Here is a 19,617-nt window from a genome sequence, read left to right on the forward strand (position 1 = left end):
TTTTTGCATATTAAAAGATGAATTTGAAGATTAATAATTAATAGCGGAGAGAATGATGACGAAAGACAAATATATCTTGGTCGCTTTGGCATTGATGTATTTATGGGTATTCAACAGTTTAATTGGAATTAAGGGCGAGCATATATTTCTTTCTGTTTTCTGCGTTACAGCCTATACCATTCACCCATACGGTAAAAAATTTGTCTTTGCATTCCTTATTTTTCTGATCTATTGGATTATATGGGACGGAATGAAAGCATTTCCGAATTACTTGTTTCACGAAGTAAACATTCGGGATTTATACGATTTGGAAAAAGGAATTTTTGGGATTTATGAAGCCGGAGAAATCCTTACGCCAAATGAATTTTTTCTAAAACATTTATGCGCAACTTGTGATTTATTTGCAGGTCTTTTTTATATTAATTGGGTGCCAATTCCTCTTGCATTTGGATTTTATTTATTTCTAAAGAATCCCAACCAACTACTTCGCTTTTCAATTTGTTTTTTAGTCAGTAATATTTTGGGATTTATTCTATATTATACTTACCCGGCAGCACCACCTTGGTATATTCAATTACATGGATTTGAATTTATTCCTCAGACACCTGGAAATGCAGCTGGATTGTTAAGAATAGATGCGCTTCTCGATATCAACCTTTACAAAGGCATGTATGAAAAGAGTTCAAATGTGTTTGCTGCATTTCCCTCTTTGCATGCTGCTTATCCTTTGGTCGCGTTTATTTACAGCATCCGGAATCGCTATTTTGTATGGAGTGCCATTCTTGGCTTCTTTACAGTGGGAATTTGGTGGGCGGCTGTATATACCCAACATCATTACGTCATTGATATTCTGGCTGGAATTTTTTGCGGAATAGCCGGTTGGCTGATAACTGAGTATGCAATTCTAAAATCAGATAAAATCAAATCTTATCTGAGCGCATATACTGATATGATAAGCTTAAAGCAATAATCCCTGAGTTGTCATTAAAATTCTATTACGAGCCAAAACTGCTTCAAATACATACCCCTTCTCGAAATCTGTGCCCCATGAAATTACTGCTTTACTTCAGCGCAAAATTTTTGCGAAGAGGCCTGTCTTTTTTCCACCTTTCACTGTCACGACGATTCCTATTGACAATTCCGGGATCATTATTTTGTGTTGTATTATTCAAACTTAGCTAAAGATTCATGAATTTATTTTGGAACTCTTCAGCCACTTTATAATTATAAAAAAAAAGGCCATCGAATGGATGGCCTTTGAAAACGTTAATGCGAATTTATTAATCTTGAATGATAATTTGCTTTGTTACAATATTGTCTTTCGTGCGTACTTGAGCAATATAAAAACCTGCCTGCAATTGATTTCGCGGCATTACAAAGCTAGCGGAGTTAATATCTGAATGGGCTTTGATAAGTCTGCCATGTACATCATGGATGTAAACGGAACGAATCGGATGTTCAGCCTTGGTTTCAAAACGCACTTCATGTATGGCTGGAACGGGTGAAATGGATAAGCCTATTTCTGATGCTTCAACTTCTTTCAAGCCAACTGCCTGGCAACCGAGATCTAAAGCAATGCACATTCTTGGAAGGGCCAATCTAAACACGGTGTCCAGATAAGCTTTTCCTTTATCAGCACTCATGTCAGGATTTGTGGCCAAGCCATTGAGGTGTAGTGTATCTGCGTTGAAATTGGTACCGCGTTGGGCGTTTACAATTTGCACGATGACTTTTAAGGTATTGAGATCCCACCATTCCCATGGAGAGCCTTGAGGAGTCACTTTTCCATTATAAATGAGTGGAATATCAAGTCCGTAAAAATTATCCGTACCTAAAAGAATATTTTGTTGCGTCAAAGGCAAAATGGTTTGCGTTGCTTTTTGAGCATCAATTCCACTTTTTAAGACATCTAAAACCGGGTCCACGTTTTTAAGTATTTCATTGCTGCCTAAGTTATTAGCAACTTCAATACACTTTCTCGTTCCTGTGGCATAGATCACAAATTGGTTAGTGGTAGGAACAATGACCGGACCTTCATAATAGGGCGCAAAAAAATCGTTGGTGCAATGTACTCCCGTATAGGCAGGTTCGATATCTTCTCCATCAAGCCATGATGAATCACCTAAAGCTCCACCCAGATTAACACTGATTTGAAAATTTGAACTGTAAGCTGGATGATTTGGCAAACAAAGTGGCGTTTGTGTAGTTGCATACATATTGCCTAATAAAGTGCTATCAATAAATGGCAACAAAGTCTGTGTATTGATAAATTTAGGCAAAGTAACTTCTCCAAAATCATTCAAACTCCCTGTACCTAATGCCAGATAACCACCAGTTCCAATTCCCCCATACGCATATTTTTGATGGATCGATACCATAAGGGTTACTGTCTTCTGCAACTGATTTTTAAAATAACGGATACAGCTTCTGGTATCCTGAATACCTCTGTAAGCGGCTTGCAACAGGGATCCAGTTCTTGCATTTTGATCTGGAGAAGTGGGCAGCCAACCAAGTCTGTAGGTATAAGCTGCTACAACAAAGCCTCTGGATGCCAAATATGCAGCCGTAGCTACTACTGCAGAATCAGTTCTGGCACCAGTAATTTGACCATTGTAAAGTGGTGGAAGAAAACTTCCTGTGTGTGCAATTAACACCAATGGACGATCAGTTTTAGCGTCTCCGGCAGGTGTGTAAATATCTGCTTTCAAGTCTTCTGCTGCGGGTGCACCGGTAATTACACCAATGTTTTTTCCAAAGACCACGTCAGCTGTTCGGAGCACCGGAAACATCGGATCTAAATACCGTCTTTGAGCCCATGAAAACTGGACGGTTATGGATAAAAGAAATAATAAAGTGTAAAGTTTTTTCATAGTTCGAATTTTTTTTGTTTAATTAATTTTTTTTAAATTCATAAAGTATGCTGATATATGCCAATCGTCCGATTAATGGACCACCATAAGTTTGATAACTTTTTTGATTAAAAACATTGGAGGCGCCTAATTTAAAAGTCGTGTTTTGAGATTTCCAATTCCAGTTTATTTGAGCATCCGTTAGACTATATGTTGGAATGTATCCAGTAAACTGTGGGGAACCCTCAAAAATGAATCCTTTGATCCATTTGTAATTGATATTAAATCCGAAATTATTCATTCCCAGGATTTGTAAATCTCTGCCACTAATGCCTAAATTATATTTATGCTCCGGCGTATTAAATGCAGGAATGATCGGATCGTCAGTTTGCGTATTAAGAATATTCCAGCTGTAATTTCCTTTGAGTTGATAGAGTTGGTTAAAGAAATAATTTAATCCAATCGAAAAACCCTGAGTCGTTACTTTGTCTTTAGCATTTGCACTTACGCGATAGGCTTGAACACTTGTTGGTAATGCGCTTCCCTGTGGTATAAAGGCATTAATGCCAATTTGATAACCGATGAAGTCTTCATATTTGCTATAATAATATCCCAAATCTGCATAAATACAATTTAACAAGGTCGTGCGATAGCCAATTTCGATTGTTTTTACTTTTTCCGGACGTATCGCAGGTACATTAAAATATTCGAGCGTATCACGAATCCCGCTGTTTAAAAAATCCACAAAAGAATTCACGGTTATGAGATCATTGATCCCATTAATATTACCCAATAAAATGGCTCTCCCTACATTATAATGCAAGTATTGATCTGACAAGGTAGGATTGCGAATCGCAGATGAAAAGGAAACTCTTAAATAGTTATTTTTTGAAGGCTGGTAAACTATGGATGCAGCGGGAGAAAAAAGGTATTCAAAATTTTCGTGTTTATCAACTCTGCCTGTCAGATTAATGCGCATTTCGTTGTTTAAAAAGGAAAAATTGCCACCGGCATAAAGGCCATATTCGTAAGTATTGATGTTTGTATTTCCTGTATCCAGCAAAATGGAACCCTTTGAATCAGGATAATAAATTCTTGCGCTTGCACCTACAACAATATCCAGATCGTTGATATCTGAGGCTTGTACAAGGTCCGAAAAGATGTATTCACCATGGCCGTGCACTAAAGCAGATCTGTCGTAAAATTTTGTACCACCTTCAGAAAAAGAAATCCGGGAAGTAATATCATCAAACTCACTTTGAAATTCAGCTGATCCTGGTTCGAAAAAGGAATTGGTACGCAATTGATTGTTACCGGTATTGGCGAATATCTGAGCGAGACTATGCCACAAGCTTAGAGAATCCTGCAAGCCAAATAAAAATGAATTGACGGCAGCTTTATATTCATTCGGCCTTCCTAGAAAATCTAAAATTTTTGGGTAACCTTCCTTTGAATTAATTTTTGGAACCACGTTTAAAGTCCAGTAATTGCTATATGCGGTGACCCAGTTAAAATTGTCGCTGGCAGATTGCTGGAGTTTCAATGCAGTAAAATAGGGATCGTAGGAATCCCCTGAATTTTCATGCGTTGCATAAAAACGTAGAAAATACTTTTCCCTTTTAAGCAATTCAAGGCGATGTTGGAAGAAAGTAATATTTTTTAAACTATACCTATTATCACCCTGGTAAACAGTAGAGCCACCGCCTAAACTTGTTGAAAATATAAGTTCAGGTGATGCATATGACAATGCTGGCTTTAATCGAAAATGGAAAGCAGCATTTCCTTTAAAGTTTTGTGAGTGGTAATCGACCAAATCTTTTTCGCGATAACCTCTGCGATGAAATATACCTAGACCAGGATAAGTGATAATTGCATTTCTATAATCGAATTCAGCCTGGTATTCATCACCGTAAATATTCACCGCATCATAACCACCGGGATTCGAATCAGCTGAAATGGAATTGTACACCGCATCGTAATTTTCAGCTTCCCAATCATTAGCAGTCAGATAAAATAAATTTAATTTGTAAGCAAAGTACTCATGACCGTCTTTATTTTTAAAAGCATCAGCCCAACGCAAACAGGCATCCAATAAATTTCGTTCGCCAGCTTTTAATTGAAAACTCAATCCTTTATGGATAAAAGGGTTTTTTGTTTCCATGCTAATGACACCATTGAATGCATTCGGTCCATAAAATGCGGAACTGGCACCTACAATGAGGTCAACTTTATTGACATCCAATTCGCAGGAGCCCAGGAAATTGCCCAATGAAAAATTGAGTCCCGGTGATTGATTGTCGACACCATCAATGATTTGTAGTGAACGAACGGGACTGGTGCTGTTGAATCCTCTGGTATTAATGATGGTAAATCCTAAGCTTGCTGTTGTAAGATCAACATCTTTTAAGGATCCGAGTCCGTCATAAAAACTTGCAGATGGCGTTTCTCGTATGGCGATGAGGTCCATGGACTCTACGGTGAGCGGAGACGCTTTTTGTTTGTCGCTTATCCTTTGTCCACTGATTTCTACAACATCGATCATTACGGATTCTTCTTCCAATTCAATGTTCAGACTTTTACCGGGCTCGCTTAAGTCGATCGTTTTGGTGGCATATCCACTATACCTAAATTCTAAAGAGATTGGATAGGAAAGTTCAAATTTTAACAAAAATTGTCCGTCAAAATCAGTGGTTGTGCCAATCGAACTGCCCTTTAAGATAACCGTTGCTCCAATCAAGGGTTCTCCGCTTTTGGCATCTTTTAAATTACCGATAAGGGTATTTTGTGCGAAAATCGGAATAAAAAAGCTGATTATGAAACATAAAAATATTACAATAAAGTGCAATATGTTTAATCCTGCCTTCATGTTGTTCTTGCGTTTTTGTTTGGGATTTCTGAATCCCATGCAAGTTAACAAGAGCGAAGGAATTTATATAGGTTTGGTTAACAAAAATAAGTGTTTAGCTTTTGGACCAAAACCTCAAATAGATACCTAATTTAAAAATTTGCAAGGACCAAAGATTTGGATTTCGTCCCCTTAAATTTCTGATCATTGTTTTTTCCAGTTTTTTGTATAGGAAGAGACACAGCTGATGGAGTCGTAATAGGTAAATATAATCTGCAAGTTTTGTAAGTTTAGTTTGGATCAGTCCTTTGTTTGATTTATGAATTTTTATTGAATTTCTTACAGCTGATACTGTATTTCTGAGAAATTGGCGGGTCGAATATATGCCTTCATGTACAACCGGATTATCGATATGTATGATGGCAATTCCATGTTGTTTTAATAAACATGCCCACACATAATCTTCGTGCCCATAATTCCGAATGTTTTCGTCGAATGGAAATTTGAGTATTATTGAATTTTTAACGGCAAAATTTACGGTATGGAATGTGCGGTAAGGATTTTTTTGGCGAATATTTAAATTTGGATTTTCAATTTTTGTACCGTACATCCAGTGCAATAAATAAATTTCATCGACGGGTTTTTGAGGAGGATAAATACATGATCCGTAAAATACCTGATCGCGTTCTTCAGAGAATAGATTTAAATAATTTTTCAGGAATTCCGGACTCTGGATTTGGACATCGGCATCTAAAAAAATCAAGTAATTATATTTAGCTTTCCTTGCCAATTTATTTCTGGTAGCTGCTCGGCCACAGTTGGTATCATTTGCAATAATGAAGCAGTTCTTCAATTGCAGGATGGAAGTATTAAGTTCCAACCAATGCTCACCTGAAGCATCATCTAACACAAGAATTTCATAAGGAACACATAAGGTTTCAGCTTGACTCGATAGCTGTGTAACCAGCCTTCGAACATCTGTTTTAAACTCGGGAATAAGTATAGAAAGCACTCCTGCAAAACTATGAAAAAATAGGGGATCCTCAATAATAGTTCTTGGCGCAACCAAGAGGGAGAATTGTTGTTGTAACTTTGTAATTCTTTTAATTCATTTTTCTCTCATGAAAACCCTTCCCAAACATCCCAACCTTTTGCAAATACGCGATAAAGTCTTGGCTGGAGTGCGGATTGAAGCTGGTGAATGTTTGGATCTATATAAATACGCAGATTTAAGCTATTTGGGAGTATTGGCAAACGCGATTCGCGAACAAAAGCATGGTAACAAGACCTTTTTTAATAGAAATTTTCATATAGAACCTACCAATATATGTCTTTATACCTGCAGTTTTTGCTCTTATTCGCGATTGATTAAGAAAAGAGAAGAAGGTTGGGAATATACATTAGAAGAGATGATGGATCAGTTTAAATCATATGATTCTAAGCCGGTGACCGAAGTACATATCGTAGGTGGAGTCATGCCTAAATATGATCTTGAATTTTATTGCAATTTTTTCAGAGCCATTAAAAATCATCGACCGGAAATTCATTTGAAAGCCCTGACTCCGGTAGAATATCATTATATTTTCAAAAAAGCAAAACTGAGTTATGCAGAAGGCTTAAAAATGGTGAAAGCTGCGGGCGTAGATTCTTTGCCAGGAGGCGGAGCGGAGATCTTTGATGAAGAAATTCGAGAAAAAATAGCGGGTGGAAAATGTTCTTCCGATGAGTGGCTAAGCATTCATCAATTGTGGCATGAAATGGGCATGAAATCAAATGCCACAATTCTTTACGGGCACATAGAAACTTATGAACATCGCGTGGATCATATGTTGCGTTTGTGCAATTTGCAAGATCAAACCGGCGGTTTCCAAACCTTTATTCCACTTAAATTCAGAAATAAGAATAACCAAATGTCGCATTTGGAAGAAGTAAGTCTGATTGAAGATTTAAGAAATTATGCGATCGCCAGAATATTTTTGGATAACTTTGATCACATCAAAGCTTACTGGCCAATGCTTGGGCGGGATTATGCTCAGTTATCATTGGCATTTGGAGTTGATGATATTGATGGAACCATAGATGATTCCACAAAAATTTATTCAATGGCCGGATCTGAAGAACAGAATCCAAGCATGACGACAGATGATATCGTGCAACTGATTTTACAAGTTGGCCGAAGGGCTATTGAACGAGATTCTCTTTATCATGAGATCAAAGAATATACAAAAGAAGATACATCTTTAAATTCAGGCTTGCGGTATTATTCTTTACCTGTCCATTCATAAAATATTTCAGTGGAGAAATTGCTTTACATATTGAGGCATGGTGAAACGGATTATAATCTTTCCGGAATAGTGCAAGGGAGAAGTATAAATTCGCATTTGAATGAAACCGGACGCAAGCAAGCAGAAGCATTTTATAATGAATATAAAGATGTAGCATTTGATGGATTTTGGGCTTCTTCTCAAATCAGAACTTATCAAACGATTGCTGCCTTTGAAAGTACTGGTTTACCAATTATCAGGGATCATAGAATCGATGAAATATGTTGGGGAGAGCACGAAGGAAAATGTGGAGATCCGGACCTCATGTTAAAGTATAACCGGATTATTCAATCATGGTCACTAGGTAATTATCACGACAAACCTGATGGGGGAGAATCTGCCTACGAACTTGGGCAACGCATCCAATCGTTTTTGAATGATTTGCAATTGGTAGATTTTAAAAAAGCTTTAGTTGCTACACATGGAAGAACGTTGCGAGCAATGATGTGTTTGATACGGAAACAACCATTGAGTTTGATGGAAACTATTGGGCATCAGAATACTTGTTTATATATTGTTGGCTGGTATGATCAGGAATGGCAAATCGTGTGTGAGAATAATTGTGATCACCTTGCTCAAAACATTGGCATCTAATGCTTAGACTAGCTTCCGTCAAATATTTAAATTCACTTCCATTTAGTTATGCTTTAAATAAACTTGAGCAAAAGGGCCTATTGCAGTGGGAGCGAGCATTGCCTTCGCGTTGTGCGAGTTTGCTGAAAGAAAATTTAGTGGATATCGCATTGCTGCCAGTTGGCGCCTTGAGTGATTTTGACAAACTATATGGAGTAACTGATTATTGTATTGGTTCTGTGAGTGCTGTTAAGACTGTGCGCTTGTTCAGTCAATATAAATTTGAAGAAATTGAACAAATTGTATTGAGTGATGCATCCAGAACTTCAAACATTCTTGTTAAAATATTAGCAGAAGAATATTGGGCTTGGAAAGGAGTCCGTTTTTGCAAAAGTGAGACCCAACAAATACAATTAAAAACTGCTCAATTGATTATTGGTGATGAAGTTTTTGTTGCAGAACATCAATATAATTATTCTATGGATCTTGGATATGAATGGAATAATTTTACCGGACTTCCCTTTGTTTTTGCAGTGTGGGTTTCGAAAAACAAATTATCTGCTGAAATGGAGTTGTGTTTAAGAAACGCATTTAAAGAAGGACTTGATTATTTGCTGAACGAGGAAAATTTTGAGCAATTTAATATTCCTAAGGAAATCCTGATCCCTTATTTCCGACAACATATTTCTTATCATTTAGATGAAGATAAAAAAACGGCGATCGATAAATTCCTGCATTTAGCTGGATTTAGGAACCCATTGGTTAACTAAGATCAAATCCTATTCCTTAGCAATCATATATTTATAATTGAGGATTAAATGTTATATTTAAAATAAACGGATGCAGGATCTTATAAAACAAAATATTTTTATTTATTATTCAGTAGAGTCGACGGAAATTTTGCAAATTTGCAATCCTTTTCCCTATTTCCGAAGCAGTGATATTGAAGCCAACTTTACAACATAGCACCACTGATCCCGTATTGGTTTGGAATAAAATTCTGGACCTCATTAGGAATGCAGTTCCAAAAGACAATTTTAGAAAATGGTTTGAACCCATAGTGCCTATCAGATTGGTAGATCATGCATTGACGATTCAAGTACCTAATAAATTTTTTTATGAGTGGATTGAGTCCAATTTTTTGAATTTGCTACGCAGTTGTGTAAGAAAGGAGTTAGGAGATCAGGGAAAGTTGGAGTACCAAATTTTGGTGGAAGATCACCACAAGCCCGGATTTAGTAAAAAGCCTTTAAAATCTGAAAAAGAAGCATTTAGTGATCCAGGGGCTATTGCAAATCCATTTGTAATTCCGGGCATTCGAAAATTGAAGTTTGAGACGAATTTATCGCCTAAATACCAATTTGAGAACTTCATTGAAGGAACCTGCAACCGGGTTGCGCGCCAAGCAGGGCTACACATTGCACAAAAGCCTGGCAATATGTTTAATCCGCTCGTTATTTATGGATCTGTGGGTTTGGGTAAAACACATTTGGTTCAAGCAATTGGAAATGGCATTTTACAAAATTCTCCGGATAAGAACATCGTATATACTAATGCTGAGAAGTTTACGAATCAGTTTATCCTTGCCGTTAAGAACAATAGCGTATCAGAGTTTTCTAATTTTTATCAAAATCTGGATGTTTTGTTATTGGATGACATTCAGTTTTTTGCAGGCAAAGCAGGTACCCAGGAAATATTTTTTCATTTATTCAACCAACTTCACCAAAACTGTAAGCAAATTGTGCTTAGTGCCGACCGGCCGCCAAAAGACTTACAGGATATCGAAGAACGGTTGGTCAGTCGTTTTAAATGGGGTTTAAGTGCAGATCTGACCTCGCCTGATTTTGAGACCAGAATGGCCATATTATTAGCCAAATTGGATCAAAATCAGCAACATTTGCCTGATAATGTGATGGAATATCTCTGCCAAAACATTAAATCCAATATCCGCGAACTGGAAGGAGCATTAGTATCCATGATTGCCCAATCGTCTTTGAATTTCAGGAAAATAGATATTGAGCTTGCGCGGGAAGTTGTTCAGAGTTTTGTCAATCAAATTAATCAGGAGCTCAGTGTCGAAATCATTGCTAAAATTGTAGCTGACCAATATAAAGTACCCATGGAACGATTGGTCGGAAAGGGACGACAAAGGCAGGTTGTGATGGCCCGTCAAATGGCGATGTACTTTTCCAAACAGTTTACACAGAAGTCCCTCAAGCAAATTGGAGAATTCTTTGGCGGTAAAGACCACGCTACGGTTCTATATTCTTGTAATATGGCGAAATACCTTCTCGATGCAGACCCACTTTATCGGGAAATTGCAGAAGTCGTACAAAAGAGAATCCAGAAAAGCCAACGAATAAAATAGATTTCCTATTTTTGCGAGCTTATTTCGTGAATATCATTGTAATTCATTGATTTTTAGAGATAATGGAATCCGGCATGGGTGTGGAATCCGGCATGAGTGTGGGTGTGGGTGTGAGTGTGTGGGAATTCGGCATGGGTGTGAGTGTGTGTGTGAGTGTGTGTGTAGGAATTCGGCATTGGTGTGAGTGTGGGTGGGTGTGTGTGTTGCAAGATTGAGAAGCAATTGAAGAGTTGAAAGAAAAAAAGATCCTTGAAGCAGGATTTAAATAAAGATAAAGGAATTTGTAGGTGAGGTGGAATCCGGCATGGGTGTGAGTGTGTGTGTGTGTGTGGTTGTGTGGAATCCGGTATGGGTGTGTGTTATAATATCTAGGCAGAACTAAAGAATTGAAAAAAATTAAAAAAGATCCTTGAAGAAGGATTTATTGAGATAAAAGGAATTTGTAGGTGAGGTGTGGGCCTCGAGGGTCCGAGGAATCGGGAGGTGTGAGTGGGGGGGGGGGGGTGTGGGGGTGTGTGTGAGGGGAATTCGGCATGGGGGAGTGTGGGGTGGTGTGTGGGAGTGCTGCAAGATTGAGAAGCAATTGAAGAGTTGAAAGAAAAAAAGATCCTTGAAGAAGGATTTAATTAAGATAAAGGAATTTGTAGGTGAGGTGGGTGAGTGGCTGAAACTAACGGTTTGCTAAACCGTCGTACCTTGAAAAGGGTACCGAGGGTTCGAATGCTGACGAAGCGTAGCTTGTCAGCATGCCGACAATCCGCCCAAAGAAATATGAAATTAAGCAGGAGACATGAAGGCGGATTCGTCGGCATCCCTCCCTTGAAGGAATAAAAAGAACAGCAAAGGCTGTAAAAAAAATAAAGATAAAGGAATTTGTAGGTGAGGTGGGTGAGTGGCTGAAACTAACGGTTTGCTAAACCGTCGTACCTTGAAAAGGGGTACCGAGGGTTCGAATCCCTCCCTCACCGCAAATTCAACATGAGTGTGAGTGTGAGTGTGGTCGAAAGTGTGTGTATTGAAGTTTGTTTTTTATAAAATCAATGAATGTTTGACTTTGAGAAATTAGAAATATATCAGCTCATCAAGATTACCAACCAAAAGGTATTAAAGTATATCTTTGCCGGCTCTTTGAATGATAAATACCTGATTGACGAACTCAAAAGGGCAACTTTAAGCATTCAGCTGAACCTTGCAGAAGGGACAGGTCGATTTAGTCCGAAAGAGAAAAAGCATTTTTTTACAGTGGCCCGGTCCTCTGCATTTGAATGTGTAGCTATATTAGATGTATTAAAAGGAATGCGGATGATTGATGATGCTCTTTTCGAAGATTTTTATCAGGCATACGAGCAAATTTCGAAAATGTTGTTGGGTATGTACCGCAACGTGAAAGAAGATTAAGCGCAAAAGCTTTAAAATACACACTCACACTCACACCCACACCCATGCCGAATTCGGGGCGTAGCGCAGTCCGGTTAGCGCACCTGCTTTGGGAGCAGGGGGTCGAGAGTTCGAATCCCTCCGCCCCGACTGAAAATCAAGGAGTTACAAGAGCAATTTTGTAGCTCCTTTTTTTATTTGCAAACAATTTGCAAGTAAAATATAGAATTTTTATTGGTTAAGTTATTTGTGCTACATTTCATTTTGACTTCTATTGCCTCTTTTTAATCGTTTAAATTCAAATGATTTTAGACATTTAATCTATATCGATTTTATGCTAATCGAACTGATCCTTTCAAACCAAAACACTTATTGATTTTAATACTTCCATTTTTACATTATGTATTGTTGTTACAATGACAAGCAAGCTCATAATATATACTATCATTTATTTTGATTACGGGCTATTATTATCAATACAAATGATCAACTCTTCCTTTAAATAATATATATGATGATGAGTTAGGTTACCCGGTATTCCCACACCCCCGTCAATCTCTGGTTGGGAAAGTATCCCTCCCCCCTTCAATAGGGGTTTATTAATTCTTAAATTTTATTGAAAATGGTAACAGTAAGTGCTTATGCCGTAAGGCAAAATCAGGATGGGGAATCCTTTGTAGTCCTCATTCTTCAAGGAGATCTGGAAATTGTCCAGTCTCAAACAGGTAGCTTTTATGCAAATGCCAAAAAGTGCAGTATTTCCTCTACGTTTTCTGAGCAAGTAGCTGCTACTTTAGTTGGTAAGCAAATTCCTGGAAGGATCATCAAACAAAATTGTGAGCCCTATGATTTTGTTGCTCCAGAAACTGGAGAAATCATTGAGTTAAACTACAGATGGGCTTATTCTCCTGATGAAACTCCATCCAAAGTAAAAGCAGATGTGAACACCTTTAGCAAAAATGGTAGCCTTGTTGAAGCTTAACTGCTGCCATTTTAAGGACTGGCGTATGCCCTCGGTGTACGCCTTTTCCTTTTTTGTATAATTTTTTTATCACCGTATAAAATTCAATATCATGAATATTCGAAAAGCACAAAGAAAACAAGCCAAAATTAAAATGGCAATTCAAGGACCATCTGGAAGTGGTAAAACCTACTCCTCCCTTCAACTAGCTGCAGGTTTATGTGGATCTTTTAGTAAAGTGTGCATTATTGACACTGAAAACAGTTCCTCAGACCTCTATGCACATTTAGGAGATTATTATATTAAGCTATTTGTCCACCTTTACTCCAGAAAAATACATTCAAGCTATTGACCTTGCATTAAATGAAGGAATGGAGGTCATTGTCATTGATTCCATTTCTCATAGCTGGGAGTATTTAATAGATTTTCATGCTGGACTAGCTGGAAATTCCTTTGCTAATTGGGCAAAAGTAACTCCCTAGGCGCAATGAGCTCATTCAAAAGATGATCAATTCTCCAGTACATCTGATAGCCACCCTTAGGGTAAAGCAGGATTATGTCCTATCTGACAAGAATGGTAAAATGGTCCCTGAGAAAATAGGTCTAAAAGCCATCCAAAGGGATGGGGTGGACTATGAATTTACTTTGGTTTTTGACTTAAATATCAAACACTTAGCTAGTTGTAATAAGGACAGGACTGGATTATTTATCAATTCTCCGGAATTCATCATTGACCAATCTACTGGAGTCAAAATAAAGCAGTGGTGTTTATCTGGAGAAGAAGATAATATCACTAAAATCCAGTCAGCGGATAACCTTAAAACCTTAGGAGAACTCTATAAATCTTATAAAAGTGATGAAAACATGGGCTTTTTCATTGAACGAAAAGCAGCCCTGGTAAACAAATTTTCAAACCCTAAATCCTTGGAAAATGGACATTGATCAAACATTTATTGTGGCTAATACTTTGCCAATAGATCTGGAGCAAATAAAGCAAAGACATATAATTCCAGTATTCTCAAAAGATAATCATCCTCTTATTTCCCAGGCTCAACTTGTGGAAACTACCAGGGAGGCTATTGACACTCTAGGCTTTAGTGCTCTAGAACCTCAAATCAGGGTTTCTCACCCTGTAATGGGAAGATTCCTGAAGCCAAGAGTTTAAAAAAGCTGCAGAACTACTCCCACATGAAGTTACCTTGTACTATGAGCGAATGATGTACTTGTTTAGAGTTCCAGAAGTGACATCCATCATCAACAACCAGCAGCTATCATTAGTCATTGGTGGAGTGAAGTCCTATTCCTGGGATAACCTTGGCAGGGACCAAAAAGCCAGCCAACACTTTAAGTTTTTTGTGGGATTTCAGGTGTTTGTATGCTCTAATCTTTGTGTTTCTACAGATGGGGTAGTCCTGGATTTCAAAACCAGCTCTGCCCATATGGTAAACTCACAATTGAAGGAAATGATCAGTATTTACAGGCCGGAAGAGCATTTAAATTGGCTGGAAAACCTGACCAATTACTCACTTACAGACTCACAGTTTGCTCATTTTATAGGGAAGTGCAGGATGAGGCCCTATTATGAAAGTGCTCCAGAAATGGCTTTAACAGACTCTCAAATAAGCTCTGTTGTAAAGGGTTATTACAGTGACCCCAACTCAGTCAAAAGGATGGTCAAATCAACCTCTGGAGTCTTTATAACCTACTTACTGAAGCCAATAAGAGCTCATTGATGGTTTTCTAGACCGAGGAGTCTCCAGTACTCTATTAACCAATGAACTCCATAGGACTATCCCAGGGATCATGGTACTTACCTTAGTACCCATTATGTTAGGAATATTTTGAGTAACCCAGATTTACATTTTTGCCTATAGGGTAGAATGTAAATTTGGGTTTATTATTAATTATTTTGGTCCAGCTATTGGAGTGTATTAAAGATTTGTCATGAGAGTTAAGATGCCTAATAAAGAAATTTATTTTTTATCTTTATGCCCGGAAAAGATCAAAATAAATTCTAAAGTGATGAATTCAAGAATAATTTTATTTTTAACTATACATTTTAACACCGGGGTATATTCTCAAGTTATAGTTGATGGCGTCAACATAAACCAATTTGATCAAATTAAGTATTGTCAAGTTGTAGTTACTGGAAATCCTTTTAAAGGAAAACCAATAGTCAGTATAGATTATGGCCAAGAAAATTTTAGTGTTCGTAAAAAAGATTCTAAGATTGAAGATATAAATGGTAAACCAATAAAGTATCATTCGATTATAGGTATTTATAATTTTATGTTTAGGAATGGTTTGGGAATACATTGATAGCTTTACAGGAAAGGATGAGGATTCAAATGTATATATTTTTAATTTTATAAAGAAATCAAATGAATAGCATTTTAAAATTATTGCTAATATGCTTTTGTATAGCTCTAGTAAACAATGCTAATGGACAAAATCTAAATCACCTTAATGGTTTTAAAAAGTTAGTTGTCTTTAGTCAAAATAGAGATTTAATATATAGTGACATTCTTCAAGAAGAATTAATATTGAGACTAAATCAAAAGAATAAAATACAATCAATAAAGTATGAAGAATTTAAAAGGGCAAAATTGAATGAATGCGATGTAGCTTTTTGTTTATTTACGTTTGGTTATGCAGGTAGTTCTTATCAAAATAAATCTACTATTTCTTGCTTGATTCAGCTTTTAGATTGTGAAGGCCATGAAATTCATAAGGAATATAACCAGTTGGCATGTGATAATGTATATCCTTCAAAAAACGATTATAAAAAATGCCTTGTTCAAAACTATAATAAACTATTTGAGAATTACAAATGGTCATATTCAAATTACTTGGCAAATGAATTCAAATCTAAAAGAAACCTTAATCAAAATACATTGCAATCATTGGGTAAACTAATTGCTACAAATAATTCACCCAAAGTAAGATTGAGGTCTAATAACAATTTAAATTTAACAAGTGTTGAAATTTGGGATAGTGCTATAGTAGTAAATTTAAGATACCTAAATAAAGAATTGGCATCGGGAAATGCTATGGTTGGGTCAATACTTATAGACCTGGCAGTCCTAATGCTTTTTTTATTTCTGATTATCTTGGAAACAGGAAATCTGAACTTATAAAAATAAGAAACCTTGTACAATTTCCATTAAGAAAAGAACTGCAATGTGAAGAAATTGTAGATTTTAGTTTTGATCTTTCAAAAACTACCAAAAGATGTTAAGGTTTTTGATATTATTGAGGGAGATGCAGAAGATAATAATAAATGGGCGATTTATGGCATTGATATTAGTGAATATTCAACAAATGCAGATCATAATCGTCCAAATTTCAAAGATGAAAATAGTCAAGCTAATGACTATAAAACTAGGGGCTCTGGATTTTTTGTTTCGAGTAAAGGTTATATTATTACAAATTATCACGTCGTAAAAGAAGCAAATCATGTAGATGTAAAATTTGATTATATTTCAGGCCAAGAAATTTATAAGGCTAAAATCGTTGAAGTTGATAAATCAAATGATCTAGCACTAATAGTTATTAATGATCCTTCTTTTAAAAATTTAGTTAATTTACCATATTCTATTAGTACAAGTTATAATATTGGGACAAAAGTGTATGCGATAGGTTTCCTGATCCAACAACATTAGGATCAAGAATTAAAGTAACAGAAGGTATAGTAAGTGCAGTCACAGGAATGGAAGATGATGCAAGTATGATGCAAATTTCAGCTTCTATACAACCAGGAAATAGTGGTGGGGCATTAATCAATGATAAAGGGGATGTTGTTGGAGTGACAACTTCGACTGCTAACCCTTATTATTTTGCAAAATATAGAGGTTACCTTCCGCAAAATATAAATTATGCAGTCAAAGCTGAGTATATAAAAATTCTAACAAGGAATCAAACTGAACCTGATGGAACAAGTCTTTTAGGCGACATGATACTTGAAGAGCGGATAAAGATATTGAGAAATTATGTTTGTATGGTTTTAGTAAAATAAATTTTCACTTACAGAAAGGCTTTCACTAGGCAATTATTGTGGGTACTAAAATCTTTTAAATAGATTACAAATTCGTTTTTCAAAAGAATCATTATGAATATTAAATATTTAGATAATTTATTCACTTTACTCATTTCTATTTCTAATTTTAGGCTAAATTGTGCACACCAATTGTCCATTGAAGAAACAATTCTTTATATTAATCATTCTCTTAATCATCCTTAATCATATTTAATTAAAACTTTTTCATTTTCAACTGACGGCTACATAACAATTGAGCAAATAGAAAAAAGAAACGGTATTCGAAGTCAAGATGGAAGCCAGAAATTCCATATAGACGATATAAATCCTAATTCTGTAAAAATTACAGAGACTGGGTCGAATAAGTTTACTTGTAAAAATTTAGATGGATGTGTTCAAAATAAGGGCAGTTATAATTATTGGTTTGGACCAAGGTCAATTTGCATCTTGTACTTCAGGCGATAAATATACTGACAAAAAACTTTACAATGCTTTTATATATTTAATTACCCTATTAAAAGCAAGTGACAAATATAAAATTAAAGACAGTGAAGATCCATTTAGTCCTCAAAATTATAATGAAGGCACGGCACTAAATAACGAACATAAAATTGAAGTCCCATTGGAGCTGAAAGGAGGGGTTTATATATTAAGCATTTCAATTTGTAATAATAATTACAACTATATTCTTGATTCAGGTGCTAGTGAAACATCGATTACTGAAATGCTTGAATCGAAGTTTATTAATCAAGGATTTATTACTAAAAATAATTATTTAAATCCAGTATTGTACAAGTTGGCTGATGGTTCAATAGTTGAATTTAGAAGAGTTATGCTACCTTCGATTAAAATTGGAAATAATACTGGCAAAAATGTAAATGTATTTATTTCTCCATCTATTTCACCATTACTATTAGGAAGAAATGTTCTAGATATTTACAAAAAATGGTCTATTGATACTGAAAAACGGGTATTAATTCTAGAAAATTACTGACAAATAATTCAAAATCAAACAACATTATTGATGATTAATTTCAGATTAATTTTATATGCATATAGTAAATAATTGCTTAAATATATTATTAATAAATATTAAATTTTAATTAAATGAAAAATATTCAATTAATTTTCTTACTATTTATTTTCTTATCATGCAAAGGACAAAATTGTGAAACCTTACAGGACAACTTCAGATCCTACGACGAAGCATTAAATAAAATTGAAACCACCAAGTTTAATTTTACAGATGAAGTAAACACAAGTAAAAGTTCCTGGATTATAAATGCAAGATTTTATTCTTGTAATAAAAAAGACGGATATTTTATTTTAGAAACATCTAAAAAGAGTTACATATTTGATGGATTACCTATTAATATTTGGAATGATTTTAAAAATGCAGAATCATTTGGAAGTTACTATCACAAGTTCATTCGAGGAGGTTTAGACTTATATTAGAAATTAAAATCTCCATTTTTTGGACACTTTCAAAATCTTTCGTGAAACAAAAAATAGCCAACAATAAATCGCCTCTTATAAACAGTAAATCACTATAAGTACCATTTTAAAAAATCGTCCGCTTCGTGGTAAATTGTCAAATGAATCAAATAAATTAATCTTTGAGGCAACGAACAGACATCCCTATTTCCTCACCATCGTCGTACCTACCTATTGTTCCATCCACGCAATTCAGGAAGCGGTACCAGACACGGTTTGTACTGTACCCCGTAGAACTCCACCAATAGCCGTACTTACCAATGTAGTGGAATTGATCATAGTAACGGAAGCCGCCCGGAAGACCTGAGAAACCACTACTATTAGTACTAATAATACACCCATCATACCAACCACTTTTTGATTTCATTTTAAAACCTGCAATGACTTCACCTCCTAAATAATCCGTTAGAATCGTCCATTCATCATCGCTTGGGATATGCCAACCATTTGGTGCTAATCCTCTTGGATCATTTACTGCATACCAGTTGTACAACTTACCATACTTCACTCCATTTATCCACAAATTATCCCAGTAACACCAAGCCGCTTCGCCCGCCTGTAAATAAGTTCTCCATTCTCCTTCTGATTTTGCCTCTGGAATAGGATCGCCATTGCGAAACTTCTCAACATTCAGGTTTTTACCATCACACTTGTTTTCCATTGGTAACTTCATTGGTAAATTGCATCCACAAGTTGTTACAATCGTTGCAGACATAAAAATTGTACTTAAATTTAAAAATATTATTTTATGCATTTTTAATTGTTTTATAATATTCTTACTCTATTTAAA

At 35.9% G+C, this 19,617-nt stretch carries 20 protein-coding genes, 2 tRNA genes and 1 pseudogene; 19 read left to right on the top strand and 4 right to left on the bottom strand.

What is annotated here, in order from left to right:
• Window positions 1-52 precede the first annotated feature (52 nt).
• The gene (locus IPM92_12660) at window positions 53-970 is read left to right on the top strand and encodes an inositol phosphorylceramide synthase (protein MBK9109183.1); all 918 of its coding nucleotides are present in this window, start codon (window positions 53-55) and stop codon (window positions 968-970) included.
• 310 nt (window positions 971-1,280) lie between these two features.
• Here IPM92_12660 and IPM92_12665 read toward each other — a convergent pair whose 3' ends face one another.
• The 3 genes from IPM92_12665 to IPM92_12675 all read right to left on the bottom strand — a co-directional run bounded on the left by IPM92_12665 (window position 1,281) and on the right by IPM92_12675 (window position 6,763).
• Window positions 1,281-2,870, bottom strand: a complete 1,590-nt coding sequence (locus IPM92_12665; protein ID MBK9109184.1) for a T9SS type A sorting domain-containing protein — start codon at window positions 2,868-2,870, stop codon at window positions 1,281-1,283.
• Window positions 2,871-2,892: 22 nt separating this feature from the next.
• Window positions 2,893-5,715 carry a TonB-dependent receptor gene (locus tag IPM92_12670; GenBank protein ID MBK9109185.1) on the bottom strand — a complete coding sequence of 941 codons (2,823 nt, stop codon included), beginning with the start codon at window positions 5,713-5,715 and terminating at the stop codon, window positions 2,893-2,895.
• A 94-nt stretch (window positions 5,716-5,809) separates the two neighbouring features.
• Window positions 5,810-6,763, bottom strand: coding sequence for a glycosyltransferase family 2 protein (locus IPM92_12675; GenBank protein MBK9109186.1), 954 nt, complete (start codon window positions 6,761-6,763; stop codon window positions 5,810-5,812).
• Window positions 6,764-6,815: 52 nt separating this feature from the next.
• Here IPM92_12675 and mqnE point away from each other — a divergent pair, with 52 nt between their 5' ends.
• The 18 genes and pseudogenes from mqnE to IPM92_12765 all read left to right on the top strand — a co-directional run bounded on the left by mqnE (window position 6,816) and on the right by IPM92_12765 (window position 18,788).
• Window positions 6,816-7,979 (top strand): aminofutalosine synthase MqnE, encoded by a 1,164-nt coding sequence (mqnE, locus tag IPM92_12680; GenBank protein ID MBK9109187.1) that lies wholly within the window; start codon window positions 6,816-6,818, stop codon window positions 7,977-7,979.
• Window positions 7,980-7,988: 9 nt separating this feature from the next.
• A complete protein-coding gene (locus IPM92_12685; protein ID MBK9109188.1) occupies window positions 7,989-8,612 on the top strand; it encodes a histidine phosphatase family protein in 624 nt (207 codons plus the stop codon).
• Window positions 8,612-9,361, top strand: a complete 750-nt coding sequence (locus tag IPM92_12690) for a menaquinone biosynthesis protein (protein ID MBK9109189.1) — start codon at window positions 8,612-8,614, stop codon at window positions 9,359-9,361. The genes IPM92_12685 and IPM92_12690 overlap by 1 nt, the downstream gene beginning before the upstream one ends.
• Window positions 9,362-9,573: 212 nt before the next feature.
• Window positions 9,574-10,959: a chromosomal replication initiator protein DnaA gene (gene dnaA, locus IPM92_12695; protein ID MBK9109190.1), complete on the top strand. Its 1,386-nt coding sequence runs from the start codon at window positions 9,574-9,576 to the stop codon at window positions 10,957-10,959.
• Window positions 10,960-11,033: 74 nt separating this feature from the next.
• Window positions 11,034-11,174 carry a hypothetical protein gene (locus IPM92_12700; GenBank protein ID MBK9109191.1) on the top strand — a complete coding sequence of 47 codons (141 nt, stop codon included), beginning with the start codon at window positions 11,034-11,036 and terminating at the stop codon, window positions 11,172-11,174.
• A gap of 663 nt (window positions 11,175-11,837) precedes the next feature.
• A tRNA-Ser gene (locus IPM92_12705) sits at window positions 11,838-11,927 on the top strand.
• Window positions 11,928-12,003: 76 nt separating this feature from the next.
• Complete coding sequence (locus tag IPM92_12710; GenBank protein ID MBK9109192.1) at window positions 12,004-12,357, top strand: four helix bundle protein; 354 nt, start codon at window positions 12,004-12,006, stop codon at window positions 12,355-12,357.
• A 54-nt stretch (window positions 12,358-12,411) separates the two neighbouring features.
• Window positions 12,412-12,486, top strand: a tRNA-Pro gene (locus IPM92_12715).
• Between the two features lie 472 nt (window positions 12,487-12,958).
• Window positions 12,959-13,318 carry a hypothetical protein gene (locus IPM92_12720; GenBank protein ID MBK9109193.1) on the top strand — a complete coding sequence of 120 codons (360 nt, stop codon included), beginning with the start codon at window positions 12,959-12,961 and terminating at the stop codon, window positions 13,316-13,318.
• A 91-nt stretch (window positions 13,319-13,409) separates the two neighbouring features.
• A pseudogene (locus tag IPM92_12725) lies at window positions 13,410-14,239 on the top strand (AAA family ATPase).
• Window positions 14,229-14,462: a DUF3871 family protein gene (locus IPM92_12730; protein ID MBK9109194.1), complete on the top strand. Its 234-nt coding sequence runs from the start codon at window positions 14,229-14,231 to the stop codon at window positions 14,460-14,462. Before IPM92_12725 ends, IPM92_12730 begins: the two are co-directional and overlap by 11 nt.
• Window positions 14,463-14,496: 34 nt before the next feature.
• Window positions 14,497-15,030 (top strand): DUF3871 family protein, encoded by a 534-nt coding sequence (locus IPM92_12735; protein ID MBK9109195.1) that lies wholly within the window; start codon window positions 14,497-14,499, stop codon window positions 15,028-15,030.
• Window positions 15,031-15,241: 211 nt separating this feature from the next.
• On the top strand, window positions 15,242-15,616 hold the full coding sequence (locus tag IPM92_12740) for a hypothetical protein (GenBank protein MBK9109196.1): 375 nt from the start codon (window positions 15,242-15,244) through the stop codon (window positions 15,614-15,616).
• A 62-nt stretch (window positions 15,617-15,678) separates the two neighbouring features.
• Window positions 15,679-16,434, top strand: coding sequence for a hypothetical protein (locus tag IPM92_12745; protein ID MBK9109197.1), 756 nt, complete (start codon window positions 15,679-15,681; stop codon window positions 16,432-16,434).
• 69 nt (window positions 16,435-16,503) lie between these two features.
• Window positions 16,504-16,959, top strand: coding sequence for a trypsin-like peptidase domain-containing protein (locus IPM92_12750; protein ID MBK9109198.1), 456 nt, complete (start codon window positions 16,504-16,506; stop codon window positions 16,957-16,959).
• 47 nt (window positions 16,960-17,006) lie between these two features.
• Window positions 17,007-17,312 (top strand): serine protease, encoded by a 306-nt coding sequence (locus tag IPM92_12755; GenBank protein ID MBK9109199.1) that lies wholly within the window; start codon window positions 17,007-17,009, stop codon window positions 17,310-17,312.
• 406 nt (window positions 17,313-17,718) lie between these two features.
• Window positions 17,719-18,327, top strand: a complete 609-nt coding sequence (locus IPM92_12760) for a clan AA aspartic protease (GenBank protein ID MBK9109200.1) — start codon at window positions 17,719-17,721, stop codon at window positions 18,325-18,327.
• Window positions 18,328-18,440: 113 nt separating this feature from the next.
• The gene (locus IPM92_12765; protein MBK9109201.1) at window positions 18,441-18,788 is read left to right on the top strand and encodes a KTSC domain-containing protein; all 348 of its coding nucleotides are present in this window, start codon (window positions 18,441-18,443) and stop codon (window positions 18,786-18,788) included.
• A gap of 154 nt (window positions 18,789-18,942) precedes the next feature.
• Here IPM92_12765 and IPM92_12770 read toward each other — a convergent pair whose 3' ends face one another.
• Window positions 18,943-19,581 carry a fibrobacter succinogenes major paralogous domain-containing protein gene (locus tag IPM92_12770; GenBank protein MBK9109202.1) on the bottom strand — a complete coding sequence of 213 codons (639 nt, stop codon included), beginning with the start codon at window positions 19,579-19,581 and terminating at the stop codon, window positions 18,943-18,945.
• Between the last annotated feature and the right edge of the window lie 36 nt (window positions 19,582-19,617).

Source organism: Saprospiraceae bacterium, from assembly GCA_016719615.1.
In the GTDB taxonomy this organism is placed as follows: Bacteria; Bacteroidota; Bacteroidia; order Chitinophagales; family Saprospiraceae; genus Vicinibacter.